Origin of the sequence: Pseudomonas sp. P108 (assembly GCF_032613195.1) — a bacterium.
Taxonomy (GTDB): domain Bacteria; phylum Pseudomonadota; class Gammaproteobacteria; order Pseudomonadales; family Pseudomonadaceae; genus Aquipseudomonas.
In genome coordinates this window covers 1276124-1298695 of sequence record NZ_CP126691.1, presented here as the reverse complement: position 1 = coordinate 1298695, position 22572 = coordinate 1276124, and the positions used below count along the sequence as shown (strand labels likewise).

Genomic DNA, 22572 nt, shown 5'->3' with positions numbered 1-22572 from the left:
CGGGGTTAAACGTGGCCTACATAAAGACCAGTAGCAGCAAGCGACAAGCACCGGAGCACAATGCTTGATCCTGCTGTTACGGGGTCTGACTGACAGGGATGCAGGAAGGTTCCCACAAAAAATATTTCATCTTTACAGCGCCGCACGTTTATCCAGTGCCGCGTTGCGCAATGCCGCGATCACACAAGGCTCCAGCCGTCCTTCAGCGATCAGCACGTCACGGTGCAAGCCGTCGACGACGTCGGTCAGCTGCCGCTTGTCGTTGAGTTGCGCGTGATTGAATTCGCGTTCCACCACAATGGCGCCGCTGCTGTTCTTCAAGGTCAACAGGCATTCGCCATGGCAACCGCTTGGAGACAACGAAACCTGATACGGGCTCAGAGCCTCACCGAGCAATAGACTGATACTTTCCATCTCGATCTCCACTCAATAGTCCGAAAACTGTGTGCCTGGGGCGTGTTCACAATAAATGACCACCGGCCCGAGAAGAAAGTTCTGCATACCGATCGCCCCCACCCTGGAGTGTCACCGGTCTGTCAGAGCATGCACGGCGAAGATGACAGTAAAATAACGGCCCTCGTCAAATCCCGAGCGGTGGCGAAGCAGCGATCAGGTAACTGTCGAGCAAACCGCGCATGAGCACCGCCGACACCGGGGTTTGCAGACGCCCCAGCAGCCGCAGGTGGTGCTCGCACAGCAAGGGTTCGAGATCGTTCAGCAGGCTCGGCGCGACCGTTCCCAGCAGGATCAGTGCACGCGCCTCATGCTGAACCGCCAGATGATGGATCAGCGCCAGACCATCGCCACCCTTGAGCTGCGGATCGCAAATTGCAATGTCGACCACGCCACGATGGCTCAGCGAAGACAGGGCCGATGCCAGCGACGGCGCCGTCAGTACGTCATAGATGCCAATGGCATTGAGCATTTGATGCAATGCCATCAGCTGGAACGGATTGGGTTCAAGTATCAGGACTTTAAGCGAGCGCATAAGCGACCTCTGAAGCGACAATCGCGGACTCTCACCGCAGTGGTTGTCACTCTAGGGCAGCCGTCCTAAGCCTCCCATCGGAAAAGTAGCCGCGTCGTATAGGACATTTCCCATCTTCAATGCGGACATCGACACCCGCTCTCTGTGCGACGCTGAGTGATGTCCGTCCAGCCACCCAAAAGCCCGCGCAGTTGACCGTCGGCACTGTAGAACGGCACCGTCCACTGATACACCTCACGGGGACCGCTATTGAATTGCAATCGCCGTTTGCTGAAACGTGATTTGCGCGTGCGCAATTGCACCATGAACTCGTCGTGCAGCATCAGCGCCGTCGTCTCGGGCAACGCATCGACTTCGATCAGCAACCGGCCCAGCACCTGATCCAGTCGCACCGACAACGCCTCCTCATAGCTGCGATTGCACATGATCAGCCGCCCTTGCAGATCACGGACGAATACTGGGTCCGGCATGGAGTCGATCAATGCATGCTGGAATGCGAGTTGATCGCCCAGATCCTTTTCCGCCGCGCGCCGCAGTTTGATCACCGCCGTCAGTCGCCGATTCCACACCAGCGACAGCAGACCGAACACGCCAAGTCCGCCCATGCCCCAGCAACCCCATTCGAGCAGCTGCTGCCAGACCGACGGCACCGGCGCCGGCGCAATACCTTCCAGCCACTTCAGGCGGATCGCCCGCAATTCCGCCGCAGGAAATGCCTCAAGGGCCTTGTTGAGAATACTCAGCAGCACTGGCATGCCTTTGCGTACAGCGAGGTTATCGGCCTCCCATTTGCCTTCGACCAGCCCGCCTACCTTGAGCAGGCCCAAGGGATAAAGCTGCGCACCGATTTCGTTTTCGATGGTGGCGTAGGCCTCACCGCTTTCGACCAGCGCCCGCGCCTCGGCATAAGTCTTGACCGAGCGGATCTCGATCGAGGGAAAGTCACGCCTGATCATGTCTTCCAGCGCATGCCGGGCCGGCAACACCAGCACTCGTTTGCTCAACTGCTCGAACGATTCCAGCCGGGGCGCGTCAGCACGACCGACGAACACCCAGCCCGCGCCACCGAATGCGTGACTGTAATCCAGAAACGTCTTGCGCTCTTCGCTCATGGCCAGGGTCGTACTGATATCCGCCGCCCCGCTCTCGAGGCGTTCGAGCATGTGATCGGTGGAAAACGACTCCTGATGCACGAACTGCAGCCCGGTCATTGCCGTCACACGCTTGAGCACATCGTTGTTCAAACCGCTCCACTGCCCATGCTCATCCTGAAACAGATACAACGGGTACTGCACCGACGTCACCGTCACCTTGGGATTGTCGCGAATCCATTGACGCTCGTGCGCGGCCAACTCGATCGGCTGGACCTTGAACGCCACGGCATCGTCGTGCAACGCCAATTGCGCTGCCACACTGCTGCGCGTCAAAGCCAGCAATCCGAACAAGAACAGTCCACTCAGTGCCGGTTTCAAACCTCTATAAAACAGCATTGCCACTTCCTTCGTGATCGACTCACCCGTCCTTCGTGGGTGAAAACCCGAGCAGTGTGGCAGCAGAAACAAAAAAGCCCGTCAGGAGACGGGCTTCAAAATGTGACAGCTTTTACGGGCTTAAAGCGGCTTGCCGCGGTTGCCATGCTGGCTGACAAAGGCTTGCACGGCTTTCAGCTCATTTGGCAGAACGGTGCAGCGCTCGTTTCGCTCAAACAAATCAGAAAGATGTGCAGGTAGCTCGAGCGCTTTTCCTACACCGGCTTTCTCCACTGCATCCGGGAATTTCACCGGGTGGGCGGTGCCGAGGATGACCATCGGGATGTCCAGGCTGCGTCGGCATTCGCGCGCAGCTTTGACGCCAATGGCGGTGTGCGGATCCAGCACTTCGCCGGTCTGTTCGTAGACTTCGGCGATGGTTTCGCAGGTCTGCGCGTCATCCACGGCCAGCGAGTCGAACAGTTTGCGCGCTTCGGTCCAGCGCTCTTGCTCGACGCTGAAACCGCCGCCCTGCTTGAACGAGTCCATCAGGCCGGCAATCGCTGCACCGTTGCGACCGTGCAGGTCGAACAGCAGGCGTTCGAAGTTCGACGAGACCATGATGTCCATCGACGGCGACAGCGTGGCGTGCAGGGTTTCCTTGACGTACTGATTGCCGCTCATGAAGCGGTGCAGGATGTCGTTGCGGTTGGTGGCGACGATCAACTGGTTGATCGGCAGGCCCATGTTGCGGGCCAGGTAACCGGCGAAGATGTCGCCGAAGTTACCGGTTGGCACCGAGAACGATACCGAACGCGCCGGGCCGCCCAACTGCAGGGCGGCGTGGAAGTAGTAAACGATCTGGGCCATGATCCGCGCCCAGTTGATCGAGTTCACCGCGACCAGACGCGTGCCTTTGAGGAAGCTCTGGTCGGCGAAACTCGCCTTGACCATTTCCTGGCAGTCATCGAAGTTGCCTTCGATGGCGATGTTGTGGATGTTCTCGCCGAAAATCGTGGTCATCTGGCGACGCTGCACTTCAGACACACGGTTGTGCGGGTGCAGGATGAAGATGTCGACGTTTTCGCAATGCTTGCAGCCTTCGATGGCGGCCGAGCCAGTATCACCGGAGGTGGCGCCGACGATCACTACGCGCTCACCGCGTTTTTCCAGCACGTAGTCGAGCAGACGACCGAGCAGTTGCAGGGCGAAGTCCTTGAACGCCAGGGTCGGGCCGTGGAACAGCTCCAGCACCCATTCGTTGCCGTTCAGCTGACGCAGCGGCGCCACGGCGCTGTGGGCGAACACACCGTAGGTTTCTTCGAGAATCTTTTTGAAATCGGCATCCGGGATGCTGCCGGTGACGAACGGGCGCATGACGCGGAAAGCCAGTTCGTGATACGGCAGGCCGGCCCAGGAAGCGATTTCTTCCTGGGTGAAACGTGGCAGGTTTTCTGGAACGTACAGACCGCCGTCGGTCGCGAGACCGGCCAGCAGGACGTCTTCGAAATTCAGGGCCGGTGCCTGGCCGCGGGTACTGATATAACGCATGATTTCAAACCTTCGGTTTGAGCTTCAAGCTACGAGCTACAAGCTGCAAGTAAAAGCCAGACCGCTTTTCTCTTGCCGCTTGCAGCTCGAAGCTTGCAGCTGCTTCTGTTTAGTTCAGGTGCTCGACGCGGATCCGTACAACCGGACCATTGACGCCGGCCAGCGCTTCGAGGGCGGCAATGGCATCGTTGATGCGCTGCTCGACCACGCGGTGGGTCAGCAGGATCATCGGCACCAGACCGTCGTGTTCCTCGACTTCCTTCTGCATGATCGACTCGATGTTGATGCCGCGCTCCGAGAGGATGCTCGCCACCTGAGCCAACACGCCCGGATGGTCCTTGGCCTGAATGCGCAGGTAGTAAGCGCTTTCGCAGGCTTCGATCGGCAGGATCGGATGGGCCGACAGCGAATCCGGCTGGAAGGCCAGATGCGGCACGCGGTTTTCCGGATCGGAAGTCATCGCGCGAACCACGTCGACCAGATCGGCGATCACCGACGAAGCGGTTGGCTCCATGCCGGCGCCAGCGCCGTAGAACAGCGTCGAACCGGCAGCGTCACCGTTGACCATCACCGCGTTCATCACGCCGTTGACGTTGGCGATCAGACGATCGGCCGGGATCAGTGTCGGGTGTACGCGCAACTCGATACCGGCGGCAGTGCTGCGCGCCACACCGAGGTGCTTGATGCGGTAGCCCAGCGCTTCGGCGTAGTTGACGTCAGCGGTGGTCAGTTTGGTGATGCCTTCGGTGTAAGCCTTGTCGAATTGCAGCGGAATGCCGAACGCGATGGAGGCCAGAATCGTCAGCTTGTGCGCCGCGTCGATGCCTTCAACGTCGAAGGTCGGATCGGCTTCGGCGTAACCCAGTGCCTGCGCTTCGGCCAGCACGTCTTCGAAGGTACGGCCTTTCTCGCGCATTTCGGTGAGGATAAAGTTACCGGTGCCGTTGATGATCCCGGCGACCCAGTTGATGCGGTTGGCGGACAGGCCTTCACGGATCGCCTTGATCACCGGAATGCCACCGGCCACGGCCGCTTCGAACGCCACGATCACGCCTTTCTCGCGAGCCTTGGCGAAAATTTCATTACCGTGAACGGCAATCAGAGCCTTGTTCGCGGTGACCACATGCTTGCCATTCTCGATGGCCTTGAGTACCAGCTCGCGGGCAACGGTGTAGCCGCCCATCAGCTCTATGACGATGTCGATCTCAGGGTTCGTGGCCACTTCGAAGACATCGTTGGTAATCGCAATACCGGTCGTCTGGAACTGAGGCTTTGGCGTGCGCATGGCAATTTGTGCCACTTCGATTCCACGCCCGGCACGACGAGCAATTTCCTCGGCGTTGCGCTGAAGTACGTTGAAGGTACCGCCACCGACGGTCCCTAACCCACAGATGCCTACTTTGACCGGATTCACTGTGAACTCCCCATAAAACGGCCGACGCGGGGTCGGCCGGAAAACAACCGCGTGCTCGCGGCTCTCTATTAATGGCCCGGCGATGTCGCTACCGGACCATGATCGTCACGGCTGACCGTGACGATGCGAATTTACTTCGCGCCCAGCGCCAGTTTGGCGACTTGTGGCGCAGGCTGGTAGCCCGGAATCACTTGTCCGTCAGCCAAAACGATGGCCGGTGTGCCGTTCACGCCGATCGACTGACCGAGGGCGAACTGCTTGGAAACCGGGTTATCGCATTTGGCGGCCTTGATTTCCTTGCCATCGACCATTTTGTCCATGGCAGCTTTCTTGTCTTTCGAGCACCACACGGCTTGCAGTTGCTCGTCACCCGGCGAGTTCAAACCCTGGCGCGGGAAGGCGACATAGCGCACTTCGATGCCGCGCTTGTTCAGCTCAGGCACTTCGGCGTGCAGCTTGTGGCAGTACGGGCAGGTGGTGTCGGTGAACACGGTGATGTGCGATTTGGTTTCGCCCACGGCCGGGTAGACCACGGTTTCGGCAACCGGAATGGCATTGATCAGCTTGGAGATGCCCAGGCGTTCGGTCTTCTCGGTCAGGTTGACCGGTTTGCCGTCCTTGAGCTGAAACAGGTAGCCCTGCACGATGTACTGGCCATCGGCACTGGCGTAGAGCACGCGGCTGCCCTTGAGCTTGACTTCGTACATGCCTGGCAACGGGCTGGCACTGATACTTTCTACCGGAACCTCGAGTTCGAGTTTTTCCAGGCTTTGACGAATGGCTTTGTCGGCCGCGTCATCGGCGACGGCAAAGGTGCTGACCAACGCAATGGCTGCGGCGGCGAAAATCTGGGTCAGACGCATGAGAACTCCTGAAGGCGGACAAATGGAACGATCAGAACGCCCGTGCCGGAACACCGGGTCATAACCGTCCATCGTGCAAACCGGCAAAGCCTAACACATAAGGCCACGGTGGCCGAATGCGCCTGTCGCCATAGATTTTGAGAGCACTGAAGAACCCGTAGGAGTGAGCCTGCTCGCGATAGCGGTCCTTCATTCAGCACTGTGTTGTGAGGAATACCGCTATCGCGAGCAGGCTCACTCCTACAGGGACTTTTTTCAGCCGCGCGGGTGGTGTTTGGCGTGCAGGTCCTGCAATCGAGCGCGGGCGACGTGGGTGTAGATCTGCGTGGTGGAAAGGTCGCTGTGGCCGAGCAGCATCTGCACCACACGCAAATCCGCGCCGTGGTTGAGCAGGTGCGTGGCAAACGCGTGACGCAAGGTGTGCGGCGACAGCAATTTGCCGATCCCGGCAACCTTGGCCTGATGCTTGATCCGGTGCCAGAAGGTCTGGCGGGTCATCTGCTCGCCGCGCTGACTGGGGAACAGCACATCACTGGGCCGGCCACCGAGCAGTTCGCCGCGACCGTCACGCATATAGCGCTCGACCCAGACAATTGCCTCCTCGCCCATCGGCACCAACCGCTCCTTGCTGCCCTTGCCCATCACCCGCAACACACCTTGACGCAGGTTGACCTGTTCCAGCGTCAGGCTCACCAACTCGGTCACGCGCAAACCACAGGCGTACAACACTTCCAGCATGGCGCGGTCACGCTGGCCGATCGCTTCGCTCAGATCCGGTGCTTTGAGCAGCGCCTCGACATCGGCTTCCGACAGGGATTTGGGCAATGGCCTACCGAGTTGCGGCATGTCGACGCGCAATGTCGGGTCAACGCTGATCATCTTTTCCCGCAACAGATAGCGATAAAAGCCACGCACACCGGAGAGAAATCTCGCGGTCGAACGCGGTTTGTAGTTCTGCTCCAGCCGCCAGGCCAAGTGATCAAGGATCAACTCGCGTCCGGCATTGATCAGTTCCAGGTTCTTCTCCTGCAACCAGCCATTGAACAGCGCCAGATCACTGCGATAAGCGCCACGGGTATTATCGGACAGGCCTTTCTCCAGCCATAAAGCGTCGAGGAATTGATCAATCAGCGGATGGTCGATGGCAGGCATGGGCGCTCAAGTCACACAGCCTCAAAGACTGTGCGCAAATGTAGAGTGAACTGTAGGAATGGGCGCTAGTCTTTCATAGCCCGCTATTTCAAGGAACAGGGAGCTTCAATGAACGAGCAGCAAATTCTCTTGGCGTTTGGCGGGATTGGCGCGGCGGCACTGGGTTGCCAATGGCTGGCCTGGCGCCTGAAGTTGCCAGCGATCCTGTTTCTGTTGCTGACCGGCATTCTGGTCGGCCCGGTGCTGGGCTGGCTTGATCCGCAGGAAATGTTTGGCCCACTGCTGATGCCGCTGGTGTCACTGGCGGTGGCGCTGATTCTGTTCGAAGGCAGCCTGACGCTCCACCTCTCGGAGTGGAAGGAGATCGGTAGCGTCGTCCATCGCCTGGTAACCATCGGTGCGATCTCGACCTGGGTCGTCATCGCGGTCGCCACGCATTTCCTGCTCGGCTTCGACTGGATGCTGGCCATTCTGTTCGGCAGCCTGACGCTGGTGACCGGCCCGACAGTGATCGTGCCGATGCTGCGTGTGGTGCGGCCGAAAGCCTCGATCGCCAACATTCTGCGCTGGGAAGGCATCGTCATCGACCCGATCGGCGCGCTCCTCGCCGTGGTGGTTTACAGCTTCATCATTGCCAGCGCCGAAGGCCATGGCCTCAAGCAGAGCCTGTTCACCTTTGGCGGCGTGATTCTCTGCGGCGCTGCGTTCGGCATTCTCGGTGGCTGGCTGCTCGGCACGGTGATCCGCCGGCAATGGCTGCCGGAGTATCTGCATAACCTCGCCTCGCTCGCGGCGGTGCTGGGGATTTTCATTACCTCCAACGCAGTGATGCACGAGTCCGGTCTGCTGGCGGTAACGCTGATGGGCATGTGGCTGGCGAACATGAAGGGCGTGGATGTGCGGCACATCCTGCACTTCAAGGAAAACCTAAGCGTGCTGCTGATTTCCGGACTGTTCATCTTGTTGGCGGCGCGCCTGGATTTGTACGCGCTGATCGGACTGGGGCCGCTGGTGCTGATTCTGCTGCTGGTAATCCAGTTGATTGCCCGGCCGCTGAACGTGTTGCTCAGCACAGCTGGTTCCAGCCTGAGCTGGCGTGAGCGTGCATTGCTGTGCTGGATCGCGCCACGCGGGATCGTCGCGGCGGCGGTCTCGGCGATTTTCGCGATTCGCCTGCATGAAGCCGGGCATGAAGGTGCATTGCTGCTGGTGCCGCTGACGTTTGCGGTGATCATCGGCACTGTTGTGCTGCAGAGTGCGACTGCGCGACCACTTGCACGACTGCTCAAGGTCGCGGAGCCAGCGCCGAGTGGATTCCTGATCGTCGGCGCCAACGGCCCCGCGCGGGAGCTGGGCAAATCGCTGCAGCAACTGGGCAGCCGCGTGCTGTTGACCGATTCGAGTTGGGAAAATATTCGCGCGGCGCGGATGGAAGGCTTGCCGACATATTTCGGCAACCCGGCCTCGCAACATGCCGATGCGCATCTGGATCTGGTCGGGCTGGGGCATTTGCTGGCGCTGTCGCCGTCGGGCGAACTCAATACTCTGGCGGCGATGCGCTTTCGGCATGATTTCGGCCATCAACGCTTGTTTGGTCTGGCCAGCGATCATGAGAGCCGGCGCAGCGACAAACACCGCGCCAGCCTTGAGCATCGCGGCAATCAGTTGGGTAGCGAGGCATTCACTTACGCGAAGCTGGCCAGCCAGATGGGTCAGGGTGCAGAGTTGTACAGCACGACGCTGACAGATGGATTTGGCTGGGAGGATTACCGGGCGCTGCATGGCAATCGCGCCACGTTGTTGTTCATGCGCGATGACAGTGGCTGGGTGCATGTGGTGACGCCGGAGACGGCGTTGAAGCCTGGGGCGGGGTGGACGTTATTGGCGTTGATTCAACCCGAGGCCAGCGGCACCTGAGCTGACGCCTTCGCGAGCAGGCTCGCTCCCACAGGTTCTATGCCGGACACAAATTTTGTGTTCACCCCGATCACTGTGGGAGCGAGCCTGCTCGCGAAGGGCGCGACGCGGTTTTTGATCAGGCCGCAAAACCAGGCAGCACCGGCACCGGCCGCTTGTCATCATCAATGGCAACAAAGCTGAACTGCCCATGAATCGCCTTCTCGCGGCCATCGCAGCTCATGCTCTCGACAAACACTTCCACCTCGACCTTGAGGCTGGTATTGCCGACCTTGATCACCTTCCCGACCAACTCGACGATGGAGCCGGCCGGGATCGCATGATTGAAGTCGATGCGGTCGGTGGACACGGTCACCAGTGGCAAGCGGCAGAAGCGTGTGGCGGTGATGAACGACACTTCGTCCATCCATGCCAGCGCGGTGCCGCCGAACAGGGTGTTGTGGTGGTTGGTGGTCGGCGGGAAGACGGCTTTGGTTACGCGGGTCACCGAGAGTTCGGTGCGGCGCTGGATTTCCTGGTCGCGGGTGGTCATGGTTCTGGCCTGAAACGAAAGTACGGTGAATAAATTGCAGGCAACAAAAAAGCAGCCCGTAGGCTGCTTTTTTCTGCATCGGAAGCTGGACTTAAGCCAGTTTTTCCTTGATGCGAGCTGCTTTACCCGACAGGTCGCGCAGGTAGTACAGCTTGGCTTTACGTACGTCACCGCGACGTTTAACAGCCATGCTGTCGATCTGCGGGGAGTAGGTCTGGAAAGTACGTTCTACGCCAACACCGTTGGAGATTTTACGAACGGTGAACGCACTGTTCACGCCGCGGTTACGCTTGGCGATTACAACGCCTTCGAACGCTTGCAGACGGGAACGATCGCCTTCCTTCACTTTCACCTGAACGACAATAGTGTCGCCTGGGGCGAAGGTAGGGATTTCTTTGGTCATCTGCTCTGCTTCGAGTGCAAGGATGATTTTGTTGGTCATGCTGTGCTCCTAAGGTAAATCGTTCGATCTACCATCGATACGTTGTTAACTATCGTCCCGCTCGCGGATGTATTCCTCGAGCAGCTTCTTCTCTTCTCCAGAAAGCGAGCGGCTTTCCAGAAGATCGGCGCGTCGTTCAAAGGTCCTACCAAGGGACTGCTGTAAACGCCAACGCCGGATATGCGCGTGATTGCCACTCAGCAACACGTCGGGAACACGCTGATCCGCATACACCTCAGGTCGGGTGTAGTGCGGGCAATCCAGCAGACCATCCGTAAAGGAATCTTCCTCAGCGGAATCCGCATGCCCTAAAGCTCCAGGCAGCAGTCGTGTAACCGCATCGATCAGGACCATCGCCGGCAGCTCGCCGCCAGACAGTACATAGTCGCCAATCGACCACTCTTCATCGACATGAGCCTCAATAAAGCGCTCGTCAATGCCTTCATAACGGCCGGCAATCAGGATCAATGCATCCGATTGTGCCAGCTCGCGTACCGCCGACTGAGTCAGTTGACGGCCTTGGGGGGACAGGTAAATCACCTTCGCCGCCTCCCCGGCTGCTGCCTTGGCCTGAACCAGAGCATCTTCCAGGGGCTTGATCTTCATCACCATGCCCGGACCACCGCCAAACGGGCGATCGTCCACAGTGTGATGCCGATCCGTCGTGTAATCTCGCGGATTCCAACAGGTCAGCTGCAAGAGCCCCTGTTTGACCGCACGACTGGTGATGCCGTAGTCGCCGATGGCGGAAAACATTTCGGGAAACAAACTGATCACTTCTACGCGCAAATTAGCCACGTTTAGAAGTCCGCGTCCCAATCCACCTTCATCTCGCCCGCTGCCAGGTCGATGGCCAACACGCATTGCTCCGTATAGGGCAACAGGCGTTCGCGATCATCCAGGCTGCCAGCGCAAGGCTTGACGACCATTACATCATTGGCGCCGGTTTCCAGAAGATGATCGATTTTCCCGAGCAGTTGCCCGAGTGTGTCGATGACCTTCAGACCTTCCAGCTGGTACCAGTAGTACTCACCGTCGGTCAATTCAGCGAACAGATTGCGCGGCACGCAGATCTCGTAACCGGCCAGAAGACGAGCTTCTTCACGATCATCAAGACCCTTGAGCTTTGCGACCAGGAACTTGTCGCTCCCGCGTCCACTGACCAGCTCGACCTGTTTGACATTGCCTTCGCGCTTGAGCGTCCAGGTTTTGTACTGCAACAGGTTTTCAGTCGGATCAGTAAAGGAATAAACCTTCACTTCGCCGCGAACGCCATGAACAGAATAAATTTTGCCAATAACGATCAAATCATCGGCAACAGCAGGCGTCGCGTTCATATTGCTCAGGCCGCAGCCTTTGCAGATTCCTTCAGCAACTGAGCAACACGCTCAGAAGGCTGTGCACCAACGCTCAGCCAGTAGGCTACGCGCTCTTGGTTCACGGACAGACGAACTTCCTGACCACGGGCAACAGGGTTGAAGAAACCAACCTGTTCTTTGTGGGAGCCGTCACGCGGGTTACGCGAGTCGGTTACGGTCAGGTGGTAAAACGGGCGCTTTTTGGAGCCGCCAAGGGCAAGACGGATTGTTAGCATGTGAACATCGTTCCTGTAGTCGGTGCTGCAAATCTAAATGCACAGCGGGCATGGGTGCCCGAAAGGCCGCATATTCTAAGGAATATCCGGACTTTTGCAAATGACTTTTTCCGGCGCCTATGGCATGCCGTGCAGATCTGCATATAGAGCCGTCGATGAAAACGGCCAGTCAGCTCCCGCCGAGTGCGGGTTTGCTGTTGATCCTGCGTCCTTGCAGGGTCTGCGCCGGTGCGACGACCGGCGCGGATTCTTGTGTCCCGTCTCACCCATTTTGCTCACTTTTGGCGAGTGACTGATGCCCTCAAGCAAGGCGCCGCGACGAGTCATAGCCCGCTATGGCGAGGAGCGGCAACGCAGCATGAGGGCATCAGACGCCGCCATAAGTGAGCAGAATGGGTGAGACGGGACACCTCACATCTTTGGCATGCCGCCGCCGGGCAACATTCCGCCCATGCCGCGCATCATTTTCGCCATTCCGCCCTTGGCGGTGAATTTCTTCATCATCTTCTGCATCTGCTTGTGCTGCTTGATCAAGCGGCCGATGTCCTGCACCTGAGTGCCGGAACCCATGGCGATACGACGTTTGCGCGAACCGCTGATCAGCTCAGGGTCGCGGCGCTCGGCCGGGGTCATGGAATTGATGATGGCTTCCATCTGTTTGAATTGTTTCTCTGCGGCGTTCTGGGCGTTGCCCATTTGCGACAGGTTGACGCCGCCGATGCTCGGCAGTTTGTCCATGAGCCCGCCGAGGCCGCCCATGTTCTTCATCTGTTGCAGCTGATCGCGGAAGTCTTCGAGGTCGAAGCCCTTGCCCTTCTTCAGCTTCTTGGCCAGTTTGTCGGCCTTGTCCTTGTCGAGGGTCGCTTCAGCCTGTTCGATCAGGCTGAGCACGTCGCCCATGCCGAGAATGCGCGAGGCAATACGCTCAGGGTGGAACGGATCGAGCGCTTCGCTCTTCTCGCCCATACCGATGAACTTGATCGGCTTGCCGGTGATAGCACGTACCGACAATGCAGCACCGCCACGGGCGTCGCCGTCGACCTTGGTCAGGATCACACCGGTCAGCGGCAGCGCATCCCCGAAGGCCTTGGCCGTGTTGGCGGCGTCCTGGCCGGTCATGGCGTCGACCACGAACAGGGTTTCGACCGGGTTGATCGCGGCGTGCAGCGCCTTGATCTCGCCCATCATCTCTTCGTCGATGTGCAGACGACCGGCGGTGTCGACGATGACCACGTCGATGAACTTCAGTTTTGCTTCTTTAATAGCTGCGGTGGCGATGTCGACCGGCTTCTGGCTCAGGTCGGACGGGAAGAACGTCACGCCGATGTCGTTGGCCAGGGTTTCCAGCTGTTTAATAGCAGCCGGACGATAAACGTCCGCCGACACAACCATGACCGACTTTTTCTTGCGCTCTTTAAGGAAGCGCGCAAGTTTGCCAGCGGTAGTGGTTTTACCGGCGCCCTGCAGACCGGCCATCAGAATCACGGCTGGCGGTACGGCGCTCAGATTCAAATCTTCGTTGGCCGCGCCCATCAGGCTTTCGAGTTCAGCCTGGACGATCTTCACGAACGCCTGGCCCGGCGTCAGGCTGCGCGAAACCTCGGTGCCGACAGCGCGCTCCTTGACCGAATTGACGAAGTCTTTGACCACCGGCAGGGCGACGTCGGCTTCGAGCAACGCCATGCGCACTTCACGCAGGGTGTCTTTGATGTTGTCCTCGGTCAGCTTCGCCTTGCCGGTGACATGGCGCAGCGTCTGCGAGAGACGGTCGGTTAAGTTTTCAAACATTGCGCGATCCTTTCAGGCCCTGTGTAGACCGGGATAATGGCGGCCCAGACCGGAATCAACATGTGCTCGGCGAGCCTGCGGCGTGGGCAGGTCGCGGATTATAGCGAAGACTGCGGCTGGCGGACACCTCGCTGTCAGCTTCCTGAGTCTTTCGTGCCATGGCGGTTCTATGCCAAACTCAGCCCCTTTCGGGCTTGCCTAACAGGATTTATGCTCCCCTTGTCACCGAGTTTGCTGACCACCCTCGCCGCCGCCCTTCTATATGCCGCTGCGACCCTTTATCAGAGCACCCGCTTGGCCACCGGCGCCAAGGCGAACAAGCGCCTGCTGGTTAGCCTCGGCGCTCTCGCCGTGGTAGCCCACGCCGCCAGCCTGCTCACCCACTTGCTGACACCCATCGGTCTGGGCCTGGACTTCTTCAGCGCCTCCAGCCTGATCGCGGCGGCGGTGATCGCCCTGACGCTGATCGCCTGCTCGCGCATTCCGGTGGAAAACCTGCTGGTGCTGCTGTTCCCGCTCGGTGCGGTCACTGTGCTGCTTGCGCAGTTCGCGCCGACCGGCACGGTGCAGATCATCGATGAAGAGCCAGGCATCCTTGCGCATATTCTGTTGTCGATCCTCGCCTACGGCATGTTCACCATCGCGGTGTTCCAGGCTTTGCTGCTGCTGGTGCAAGACCACCAGCTCAAGCACAAGCATCCGTCCGGGCTGATCAAGAATTTCCCGCCGCTGCAAACCATGGAAAGCCTGCTGTTCGGCTTCCTTTGGGCTGGCTGGACGCTGCTGTCGCTGTCGCTGATTTCCGGCTGGCTGTTCGTCGAGAACCTGTTCGCCCAGCATCTGGTACACAAGACCCTGCTGGCCTGCCTGGCGTGGATCGTGTTCAGCGTGCTGCTGTGGGGCCGCAACCGTCTCGGCTGGCGCGGTCACAAGGCGATTCGCTGGACCCTCGCCGGTTTCTGCCTGCTGATGTTGGCGTATTTCGGCAGCAAACTGGTTCGTGAATACATCCTGCACATCTGACGGGCGGCATAAATGGACGGTTTGCCCTTAGGGCCGATGCTCGCGGTGTTTGTCCTGCTGATTTTGTGGTCAGGGCTGTTTACCGCCGTCGAAATCGCGCAACAGCACCTGCTTGCGCAGCGCACCGCCTCGCGCGCCAGCGACAAACCGCTGGCGAAGCTGAGCTTTCCGCTCGATAGCCTGATCCTCTGCAACACCTTGTGCCGTGCGCTCGCCGTGGTGATTGCGACGCTGCTGGCGATTTTTCTCTGCGAAGAAAACGGCCCGTGGGCGGCATGCCTCGGTGCTGGCGCAATCCTGCTGGTGTTTGCCGATTATTTTCCACGTACCGTCGCCCAACGGTATCCCGATGCCGTGCTGGCGTTCGGCAATACATTGCTGGCGGTGCCGCTGAAGATTGTTTATCCGTTTGCCTGGTTGTTCAGCCGTATCAGCGGCTTGCTGATGAGTCCGTTTGCTCGCAAAGTTCAGGTCGTGCAGCAAAGCGAAGATGACTCGCCCGCCGATCGCTACGACGACCCAGAGCATCCAGTGCGCGCGCACCCGGTCTCAGGCATTCATGCGCTGGACAACATCACGGTCAACGACATCCTGGTGCCGCGCAGTGACGTCGACGGCATCAACCTCGACGATTCGATCGACGAGATCATCGAACAGCTACGCCACAACAAGCGCACGCGCCTGCCGGTGTTCCACAGCGACATCAATCAGGTTGAAGCAGTGCTCAACACCCGGCAGATCCGACATTTGCTGAACAATGGTGATTTGACCCGCGAGGCGCTGCTGGCGGCGAGTTACGAGCCTTACTTCGTGCCGGAAAGCACACCGCTGCAACTGCAGTTGCTGAATTTTCACAAGCAGCAGCGCCGACTGGGCATGGTGGTCGACGAGTACGGCGAAGTGCTCGGCATCGTCACGCTGGAAGACATTCTCGAAGAAATTGTCGGCGAGTTTGAAAGCGAGCACAGCCTGGATAATCCGCATATTCATCCGCAGGACGATGGCCGCATGGTCATTGACGGTGCCGCGTCGATCCGCGAATTGAACAAGTGCCTGGGCTGGCATTTGCCGAGCGATGGTCCGAAAACGCTGAATGGTCTGGTGACTGAGGCGTTGGAGACTATTCCGGAAAGTGCGGTTTGCTTGAAGATCGGGCGTTATCGTCTGGAGATTCTCGAGACTGAAGAGAACCGGGTTAGCAAAGTGCTGATTTGGCATACCTCTTCTGTGCCTGCTTTGGTGCCTGCCCGATAGAAAGATCAAAAGATCGCAGCCTTCGGCAGCTCCTACAGGGCAACGCATTCCAAATGCAGGACCTGCCGAAGGCTGCGATTTTTTGCTCTTGTTTGATTGTTAGCCCCCTTCCTATAATCGGAACGCTTACCCAAGCCCCGCCGAACCTTGTGCTTACCCCGCACACACCAGGTTTCGGCCATTTGCGCTGTACTCCGGCGACTGTTCCTACCTGAAGCAGCGACCGCGCCTCATCCCACATCCCTGGGTGTTCGACCATAATAATTCGCTCCAACGGAGCTCATGACTGTCAGGGATCACCGCATGACAACCAGTACCGCTATCAGCGACACCGCGCCTGCCCAACCGACCAATTCCGCCACCCGCGTGGCGACGGCGAGTTTTATCGGCACCGCGATCGAGTTCTATGACTTCTATGTTTACGCCACCGCGGCTGCGCTGGTGATCGGGCCAGTGTTCTTTCCACAGACCTCCGGCACCGCGCAGATGCTTTCGGCGTTCCTTACCTTTGGTATCGCATTTCTGGCGAGGCCACTGGGCTCGGCGTTGTTCGGCCACTTTGGTGACCGCATCGGGCGCAAATCGACGCTGGTCGCCTCCTTACTCTTGATGGGCGTGTGCACGACACTGATTGGCGTGCTGCCGGGTTATGACAGCATTGGCGCCTGGGCACCGATTCTGCTGTGTGTGCTGCGTTTCGGCCAAGGTTTGGGATTGGGTGGTGAATGGGGCGGTGCCGCCCTGCTCGCCACGGAAAACGCGCCGAAAGGCAAACGTGCGTGGTTCGGCATGTTCCCGCAGCTTGGGCCTTCGATTGGTTTTCTCGCGGCCAACGGCTTGTTCCTGACACTGGCCATGACCCTCAATGACGAGCAGTTCCGCAGCTGGGGCTGGCGGATTCCGTTTCTGCTCAGCGCGGCTCTGGTGATGGTCGGCCTGTATGTACGGTTGAAACTGCATGAAACCCCGGTGTTCGCCAACGCCATCGCTCGTCAGGAGCGCGTAAAAGTACCGCTGGTCGAGCTGTTCAGCCAGTACTGGGCACCGACGTTGCTGGGCGCGGCAGCGATGGTGGTGTGCTATGCACTGTTCTATATCTCGACAGTATTCTCCCTGAGCTACGGGGTTTCCACTCTCGGCTATAGCCGCGAAACGTTCCTCGGGCTGCTGTGTTTTGCAGTGCTGTTCATGGCGGCCGCTACACCGTTGTCCGCTTGGGCCAGCGACCGTTACGGGCGCAAACCGGTGCTGATCATCGGTGGTGTGCTGGCGGTTCTTTCCGGTTTTCTGATGGAGCCGTTGCTGACTCAGGGCTCGACCTGGGGTGTGGCGCTGTTTCTGTGCATCGAGCTGTTTTTGATGGGCGTGACGTTTGCACCGATGGGCGCATTGTTGCCTGAGCTGTTTCCGACCCACGTGCGTTATACCGGTGCTTCGGCGGCGTATAACCTGGGCGGCATTGTCGGGGCCTCGGCGGCGCCGTTCTTTGCGCAAAAACTGGTGGCGATGGGGGGGTTGAGTTACGTCGGCGGGTATGTGTCGGCGGCGGCGGTGCTGAGTTTGATTGCAGTGCTGTGCCTGAAGGAAACGAAGAATAACGATCTGAATCAGGTTGCCTGACAGAAGATCAAAAGCTTCGCGAGCAGGCTCGCTCCCACAGGGTTTTGGGGTTGGTCACAGATTCTGTGTTCACCCAATGCCATGTGGGAGCGAGCCTGCTCGCGAATGTCGCAACTCGATTTAGAGCTCTACGACAACAGCTTGAGCAGCGCGGGTCGCCTTGGCGCGAGCGGCCTCGATCGATTCATCCCGCGCCAGCGCCACGCCCATGCGGCGCTGACCATTCACCTCTGGCTTACCAAACAGACGCAACGCCGTGTCCGGCTCGCTCAACGCCGCGCCGAGGTTGGCGAAAGCGGTCTGAGTCGACTGCCCTTCCACCAGAATCACCGCCGAAGCCGATGGCCCGAACTGACGGATCAGCGGTACCGGCAGGCCCAGAATTGCGCGAGCGTGCAGGGCGAACTGCGACAGATCCTGCGAAATCAGCGTTACCAGACCGGTGTCATGCGGGCGCGGCGAAACTTCGCTGAACCACACCTGATCACCCTTGATGAACAGCTCAACGCCGAACAGACCGCGACCACCCAACGCTTCAGTCACCGCTTTGGCAACGCGCTCGGATTCAGCCAAAGCAATCGGGCTCATGGCTTGTGGCTGCCACGACTCCTGGTAGTCGCCCTTCTCCTGACGGTGACCGACCGGCGCGCAGAACGTGGTGCCACCGATGTGACGCACAGTCAGCAGAGTGATTTCGTAGTCGAAATCGATGAAACCTTCGATGATCACCCGACCTTTGCCAGCGCGACCGCCCTCTTGCGCGTAATCCCAGGCTTTTTGCACGTCATCGACGCTGCGCAGCAGGCTCTGGCCTTTGCCCGACGAGCTCATGACCGGTTTGACGACGCAGGGGAAACCCAGGTCCTCAACGGCTTTGCTGTAGTCCTCGAAGGTGTCGGCGAAGTGGTACGGCGAGGTCGGCAGGTCCAGCTCTTCAGCGGCCAGACGACGGATGCCTTCACGGTTCATGGTCAGTTGCGCTGCGCGTGCGGTCGGGATCACGGTGAAGCCTTCGGCTTCCAGTTCGACCAGGGTAGCAGTGGCGATCGCTTCGATTTCCGGCACGATGAAGTGCGGCTTTTCAGCTTCGATCACCGCACGCAGGGCGGCGCCGTCGAGCATGTTGATCACGTGGCTGCGATGGGCGACTTGCATGGCCGGCGCGTTGGCGTAACGGTCGACGGCAATCACTTCAACGCCCAGGCGTTGCAGCTCGATCACCACTTCCTTGCCCAACTCACCACAGCCACACAGCAATACGCGGGTCGCGGTTGGCGACAATGGAGTTCCGATACGGGTCATCTCAGGTCCTCAAAGAAGCGGATCATCGAGGAAAGCAGCGCCTGACGCGCTTTCCATGGGGAGAAAGCGCGGCATTTTACATGAACCTGAGGCTTTGGCTTCAGCCGGCGACGGCCTGTTTGCGCTCACGCCAGGCCATGATCAGCCAGACGGCAGTGACGCCGGCAAATTTCGAGGCCAGCGCGGTGATGATCACCGGCGGCGTCAGCAAGTCGATCATGCCGAAGAAGATGAAGGTATCGAGAGGAATGCTCAGCGCCGAACTGATCCACAAGCGGTCGCGCAACGGGCGCTTGGTGATGCTGAACACCAGCCAGTCAATGCACTCGGAGACCGCGAACGCCGTAGCGCTGGCCAGTGCAATGGAAGGATCGGAGGTGACGTAAGACAGCACCAGCGCCGCCAGCATCGCGACGATCGCGCCGTGACCAAAGCGGGTTTGCACCATGTCGCGCAGCACGAACACCAGACCACCCCAGGCCGACCAGATGATGTCCAGATGCGGCGCGGTGGAGAAGGCGAAGTTGATCAGCACGACGCTGCTGATGTAGGCGATGAGGAAAATCATGGAGGCGACCTGGCAGATTGGCGCACAGATTACTGGACCCGCAGATCAAGAGCCACCCCCTCACCCCAGCCCTATCCCCCAAGGGGGGCGAGGGGGAAAGGGAGCAGATCTTCGTTGAATCGACTCCCGAGTTCGACTCGATAACCCAGGTCGGTGCGACCCGAACAATCAACCCGGTCGCTCCCTCCCCCTTCAAACGAAGGGAAAGCGAGCCGATCGGAGGCTTTTCAAAACCTGAGTTCGACTCGGTAGCTCAGGTCGATGTAACTCGAACCATCAACTCGGTCAGTCCCCTCTCCCTCCGGGAGAGGGTTAGGGTGAGGGCCGTCCCAAGCCGATCACGTCTTCGACGACGGCATCATCCAAACCAACCCACTCGCCTTAGCCCGCTCATGACACAACCCCAACACCACCCGACGCTCGTCATTGCTCATGCGGCCCCAGCGGGTAATCTCCTCGACCGTACGCTGGCAGCCAGTACAAATATCCTCCTCATCCAGCGCACAAATATTCACGCACGGCGAGGCGACCGGTCTTTCGAGCGTAGTCATTCTTCCTGCTCAACCAGATCGCGCGCATAACGCTGAGAGTTATGCACATAGTGGGCGGCGCTGGCTTCAAGCATCTTCTTCTGCGGCTCGGTCAGCTCGCGCACAACCTTGCCCGGCGAGCCCATCACCAGCGAACCATCGGGAATTTCCTTGCCCTCGCCGATCAGCGAATTGGCGCCGATGATGCAGTTCTTGCCGATCTTCGCGCCGTTGAGAATCACCGCGTTGATGCCGATCAGGCTGTAATCGCCGACCGTGCAGCCATGCAGCATGGCGTTATGGCCAATGGTCACGCCGGTGCCGATGGTCAGCGGATAGCCCATGTCGGTGTGCATCACGGTGCCGTCCTGGACGTTGCTGTTTTTGCCGATCAGGATCAGTTCGTTATCGCCACGCAGCACGGCGTTGAACCAGACGTTGGCGCCCTCTTCCAGTTTGACCTTGCCCACTAGCACGGCATTGGGGGCGACCCAGCTCTGTGGATGGGTCTCGACACGGGCGTCGCCCAGGCGGTATTTCATCTTGTTTTCCTCAGGGCTCACGGTGAATGGCCGTTCGAACGACGGCTTCAGGTGTTGATAAAGCTTTTCGGCGGCTCATGCAGACTGATTTTCGCGTCATAGAGCAGGTTGATCAACTCGACAATCATGATCGCCGTGAGGCCCCAGATCTTGTACTCACCAAATCGATAACTCGGCACGTACCAACTGCGCCCCTGATAGTCGATGCGATGGGTATGCTCGCGCGGGTCCTTGCGGAAGAATTCCAGCGGAACGCTGAAGACGGCTGCGATTTCGGCATCGTTGGCGCGGTATTCGACAAAATCGGGGATGACGCCGACATAAGGCGTGACCTTGATGCCGTGCAGGGAAATCAGTGGGCTGAGCGGACCGATGACTTCGACCAGTCCGGGTGGCAAACCGATTTCTTCTTCGGCTTCGCGCAGCGCCGTGAAGATCAGATCCGGGTCTTCCGGATCGCGGCGACCACCAGGAAAAGCCACTTCGCCGCCATGGGTCGAGAGCCCGCTGGCGCGCAGGGTCAGCACCAGTTCCGGCTCATCACTGCGGGTGATCGGCACCAGAACGGCAGCCTCGGGGAAACGTGTGTCGGTCTCCAGCGTGCGCGGTGTGTGGTTGCTTACCCTATGCAGTAGCTCGTCCAGCATGAGTGTTCTCGATCTGTGCCTTACCCTGCATCATGCACCAATCAATGCAGCCGCCCAAGCCCCCGAATCTCGCCATGTCGCGAAACGACAACTTGCCGACCGGCACCGCTGCACGCCAAGATAGGCGCAGCATTCAGGAAGCCCAGCATGAAATTTTGCAGCCACTGCGGTAACCCGGTCACCCAGCGCATTCCCGAAGGCGATTCGCGGCTGCGATTTGTCTGTGACAGCTGTCAGACCATTCACTATCAAAACCCCAATATTGTCGCCGGCTGCGTGCCGACCTGGGGCACGAAAGTGTTGCTCTGCCGTCGTGCCATCGAGCCGCGTCTCGGTTACTGGACGTTGCCCGCCGGATTCATGGAGAACGGCGAGACCATCGAACAGGCCGCCGTGCGCGAAACTGCCGAAGAAGCCTGCGCCCGGGTGCGTAACCTGAGCATCTATACGCTGATCGACGTGCCGCACATCAGTCAGGTGCATGTGTTCTTCCGCGCCGAACTGGTGGATCTGGACTTTGCCGCCGGCCCCGAGAGCCTCGAAGTGCAACTATTCGACGAAGCCGACATTCCCTGGGACGAGCTGGCTTTCCGCACAGTGGGGCGTACCTTAGAATGCTTCTTCGCTGATCGGCGCGTCGAGACGTATCCAGTGCGTTCGGAATCGATTCCGCCGCTTGCTCAACCTGCCATTACTTGATTTCGTCGCCGGCCAGCCGATAACCCGAGCACGTCTGCACAACACCTATAAATCATGTATCTGCGTCATTCCTGGGGAATCGTTTCAATGCGCTGGTTGCTTGCCCTGTTCTGCCTGTCGTTCGTTACCGTCTCCCAAGCGTCATTCGTGACCACCGTGGCGCCTGCGAATACCCCGCTCATCGAAAAAGTCCTGGTGCTCAAGTCAGCGCATCAACTGCAACTGATCGCCGATGGCAAGCCGCTGAAGACCTATCGCATTTCCTTGGGCAAGGGCGCGAAAAAGGGCCCGAAACTGATCGAAGGCGACAAACGCACGCCGGAAGGTTTCTATTGGATCGACTGGCGCAAGACCAGCGACAAATTCAATCTGTCGATGCACATTTCCTACCCGAACATCAGCGATTCGGCCCGCGCCCGGCGTGAAGGTGTCGAGCCCGGCGGGATGATCATGATCCACGGCACGCCAGATTCGGAAGAAACCCCGGAAGACCTGTTCCACACCCTGGACTGGACTGACGGCTGCGTCGCCATGCGCAACGTTGATATGCGTGAAGTGTGGAATCTGGTGCCGGACGGCACGATGGTCGAAATCCGCCCTTAACCAGCGACCGCTGGTCACCCGCAAAAAAATAAATCAAAAGATCGCAGCCTGCGGCAGCGCCTACAGAGGTGATA

At 59.2% G+C, this 22572-nt stretch carries 24 protein-coding genes; 6 read left to right on the top strand and 18 right to left on the bottom strand.

Annotated elements, in window-relative coordinates; genetic code table 11:
- Window positions 1-132 precede the first annotated feature (132 nt).
- The 7 genes from QOM10_RS05535 to xerD all read right to left on the bottom strand — a co-directional run bounded on the left by QOM10_RS05535 (window position 133) and on the right by xerD (window position 7437).
- Window positions 133-414 (bottom strand): DUF3509 domain-containing protein, encoded by a 282-nt coding sequence (locus QOM10_RS05535; protein ID WP_127925957.1) that lies wholly within the window; start codon window positions 412-414, stop codon window positions 133-135.
- Window positions 415-580: 166 nt separating this feature from the next.
- Entirely contained in the window at window positions 581-988 is a 408-nt protein-coding gene (locus QOM10_RS05530; RefSeq protein WP_127925956.1) for a response regulator, read from the bottom strand.
- Window positions 989-1104: 116 nt separating this feature from the next.
- Window positions 1105-2478 (bottom strand): transporter substrate-binding domain-containing protein, encoded by a 1374-nt coding sequence (locus QOM10_RS05525; protein WP_150650196.1) that lies wholly within the window; start codon window positions 2476-2478, stop codon window positions 1105-1107.
- Window positions 2479-2598: 120 nt separating this feature from the next.
- Entirely contained in the window at window positions 2599-4008 is a 1410-nt protein-coding gene (thrC, locus tag QOM10_RS05520) for a threonine synthase (RefSeq protein WP_150775846.1), read from the bottom strand.
- 109 nt (window positions 4009-4117) lie between these two features.
- Window positions 4118-5422, bottom strand: coding sequence for a homoserine dehydrogenase (locus QOM10_RS05515; RefSeq protein ID WP_007908972.1), 1305 nt, complete (start codon window positions 5420-5422; stop codon window positions 4118-4120).
- A 131-nt stretch (window positions 5423-5553) separates the two neighbouring features.
- Window positions 5554-6285, bottom strand: a complete 732-nt coding sequence (gene dsbC / locus QOM10_RS05510; RefSeq protein ID WP_007908974.1) for a bifunctional protein-disulfide isomerase/oxidoreductase DsbC — start codon at window positions 6283-6285, stop codon at window positions 5554-5556.
- A 255-nt stretch (window positions 6286-6540) separates the two neighbouring features.
- Window positions 6541-7437, bottom strand: a complete 897-nt coding sequence (xerD, locus tag QOM10_RS05505) for a site-specific tyrosine recombinase XerD (protein WP_316917720.1) — start codon at window positions 7435-7437, stop codon at window positions 6541-6543.
- A 108-nt stretch (window positions 7438-7545) separates the two neighbouring features.
- Between xerD and QOM10_RS05500 the strand changes: the two genes are divergently transcribed.
- Window positions 7546-9354 carry a sodium:proton antiporter gene (locus QOM10_RS05500; protein ID WP_316917719.1) on the top strand — a complete coding sequence of 603 codons (1809 nt, stop codon included), beginning with the start codon at window positions 7546-7548 and terminating at the stop codon, window positions 9352-9354.
- 118 nt (window positions 9355-9472) lie between these two features.
- Here the strand turns inward: QOM10_RS05500 and QOM10_RS05495 are convergent, their stop codons facing one another.
- From QOM10_RS05495 to ffh, 6 genes are all read right to left on the bottom strand, one after another.
- Window positions 9473-9886 (bottom strand): acyl-CoA thioesterase, encoded by a 414-nt coding sequence (locus tag QOM10_RS05495; RefSeq protein WP_007908981.1) that lies wholly within the window; start codon window positions 9884-9886, stop codon window positions 9473-9475.
- Window positions 9887-9977: 91 nt separating this feature from the next.
- Window positions 9978-10328: a 50S ribosomal protein L19 gene (gene rplS / locus QOM10_RS05490; protein ID WP_003175895.1), complete on the bottom strand. Its 351-nt coding sequence runs from the start codon at window positions 10326-10328 to the stop codon at window positions 9978-9980.
- Window positions 10329-10373: 45 nt separating this feature from the next.
- Entirely contained in the window at window positions 10374-11126 is a 753-nt protein-coding gene (gene trmD, locus QOM10_RS05485) for a tRNA (guanosine(37)-N1)-methyltransferase TrmD (protein ID WP_008081628.1), read from the bottom strand.
- A 2-nt stretch (window positions 11127-11128) separates the two neighbouring features.
- Window positions 11129-11665 (bottom strand): ribosome maturation factor RimM, encoded by a 537-nt coding sequence (gene rimM, locus QOM10_RS05480; protein ID WP_064393256.1) that lies wholly within the window; start codon window positions 11663-11665, stop codon window positions 11129-11131.
- A 5-nt stretch (window positions 11666-11670) separates the two neighbouring features.
- Window positions 11671-11922 carry a 30S ribosomal protein S16 gene (gene rpsP, locus QOM10_RS05475; RefSeq protein WP_003198088.1) on the bottom strand — a complete coding sequence of 84 codons (252 nt, stop codon included), beginning with the start codon at window positions 11920-11922 and terminating at the stop codon, window positions 11671-11673.
- A gap of 411 nt (window positions 11923-12333) precedes the next feature.
- A complete protein-coding gene (ffh, locus tag QOM10_RS05470) occupies window positions 12334-13710 on the bottom strand; it encodes a signal recognition particle protein (protein WP_008081630.1) in 1377 nt (458 codons plus the stop codon).
- Window positions 13711-13920: 210 nt separating this feature from the next.
- Between ffh and QOM10_RS05465 the strand changes: the two genes are divergently transcribed.
- The 3 genes from QOM10_RS05465 (at window position 13921) to QOM10_RS05455 (ending at window position 17607) form a co-directional block, all read left to right on the top strand.
- The gene (locus QOM10_RS05465) at window positions 13921-14733 is read left to right on the top strand and encodes an inner membrane protein YpjD (RefSeq protein WP_038357737.1); all 813 of its coding nucleotides are present in this window, start codon (window positions 13921-13923) and stop codon (window positions 14731-14733) included.
- Window positions 14734-14745: 12 nt separating this feature from the next.
- The gene (locus QOM10_RS05460; protein ID WP_150776050.1) at window positions 14746-15987 is read left to right on the top strand and encodes a transporter associated domain-containing protein; all 1242 of its coding nucleotides are present in this window, start codon (window positions 14746-14748) and stop codon (window positions 15985-15987) included.
- Window positions 15988-16290: 303 nt separating this feature from the next.
- The gene (locus QOM10_RS05455) at window positions 16291-17607 is read left to right on the top strand and encodes an MFS transporter (protein ID WP_160038434.1); all 1317 of its coding nucleotides are present in this window, start codon (window positions 16291-16293) and stop codon (window positions 17605-17607) included.
- Between the two features lie 120 nt (window positions 17608-17727).
- On the opposite strand, the gene purT is transcribed toward QOM10_RS05455, so the two are convergent.
- From purT to QOM10_RS05430, 5 genes are all read right to left on the bottom strand, one after another.
- On the bottom strand, window positions 17728-18909 hold the full coding sequence (purT, locus tag QOM10_RS05450; RefSeq protein WP_016986367.1) for a formate-dependent phosphoribosylglycinamide formyltransferase: 1182 nt from the start codon (window positions 18907-18909) through the stop codon (window positions 17728-17730).
- A 100-nt stretch (window positions 18910-19009) separates the two neighbouring features.
- Entirely contained in the window at window positions 19010-19477 is a 468-nt protein-coding gene (locus QOM10_RS05445; protein WP_016986366.1) for a VUT family protein, read from the bottom strand.
- A 338-nt stretch (window positions 19478-19815) separates the two neighbouring features.
- Window positions 19816-20028 carry a DUF1289 domain-containing protein gene (locus QOM10_RS05440; protein ID WP_316917718.1) on the bottom strand — a complete coding sequence of 71 codons (213 nt, stop codon included), beginning with the start codon at window positions 20026-20028 and terminating at the stop codon, window positions 19816-19818.
- On the bottom strand, window positions 20025-20549 hold the full coding sequence (locus QOM10_RS05435; protein WP_007954617.1) for a gamma carbonic anhydrase family protein: 525 nt from the start codon (window positions 20547-20549) through the stop codon (window positions 20025-20027). The genes QOM10_RS05440 and QOM10_RS05435 overlap by 4 nt, the downstream gene beginning before the upstream one ends.
- A 47-nt stretch (window positions 20550-20596) precedes the next feature.
- On the bottom strand, window positions 20597-21196 hold the full coding sequence (locus tag QOM10_RS05430; protein ID WP_034154815.1) for a CoA pyrophosphatase: 600 nt from the start codon (window positions 21194-21196) through the stop codon (window positions 20597-20599).
- 147 nt (window positions 21197-21343) lie between these two features.
- On the opposite strand from QOM10_RS05430, the gene QOM10_RS05425 reads away from it, so the two are divergent.
- Entirely contained in the window at window positions 21344-21895 is a 552-nt protein-coding gene (locus QOM10_RS05425) for an NUDIX hydrolase (RefSeq protein ID WP_127925948.1), read from the top strand.
- 87 nt (window positions 21896-21982) lie between these two features.
- On the top strand, window positions 21983-22498 hold the full coding sequence (locus tag QOM10_RS05420) for a murein L,D-transpeptidase family protein (RefSeq protein ID WP_127925947.1): 516 nt from the start codon (window positions 21983-21985) through the stop codon (window positions 22496-22498).
- Window positions 22499-22572: the final 74 nt, after the last annotated feature.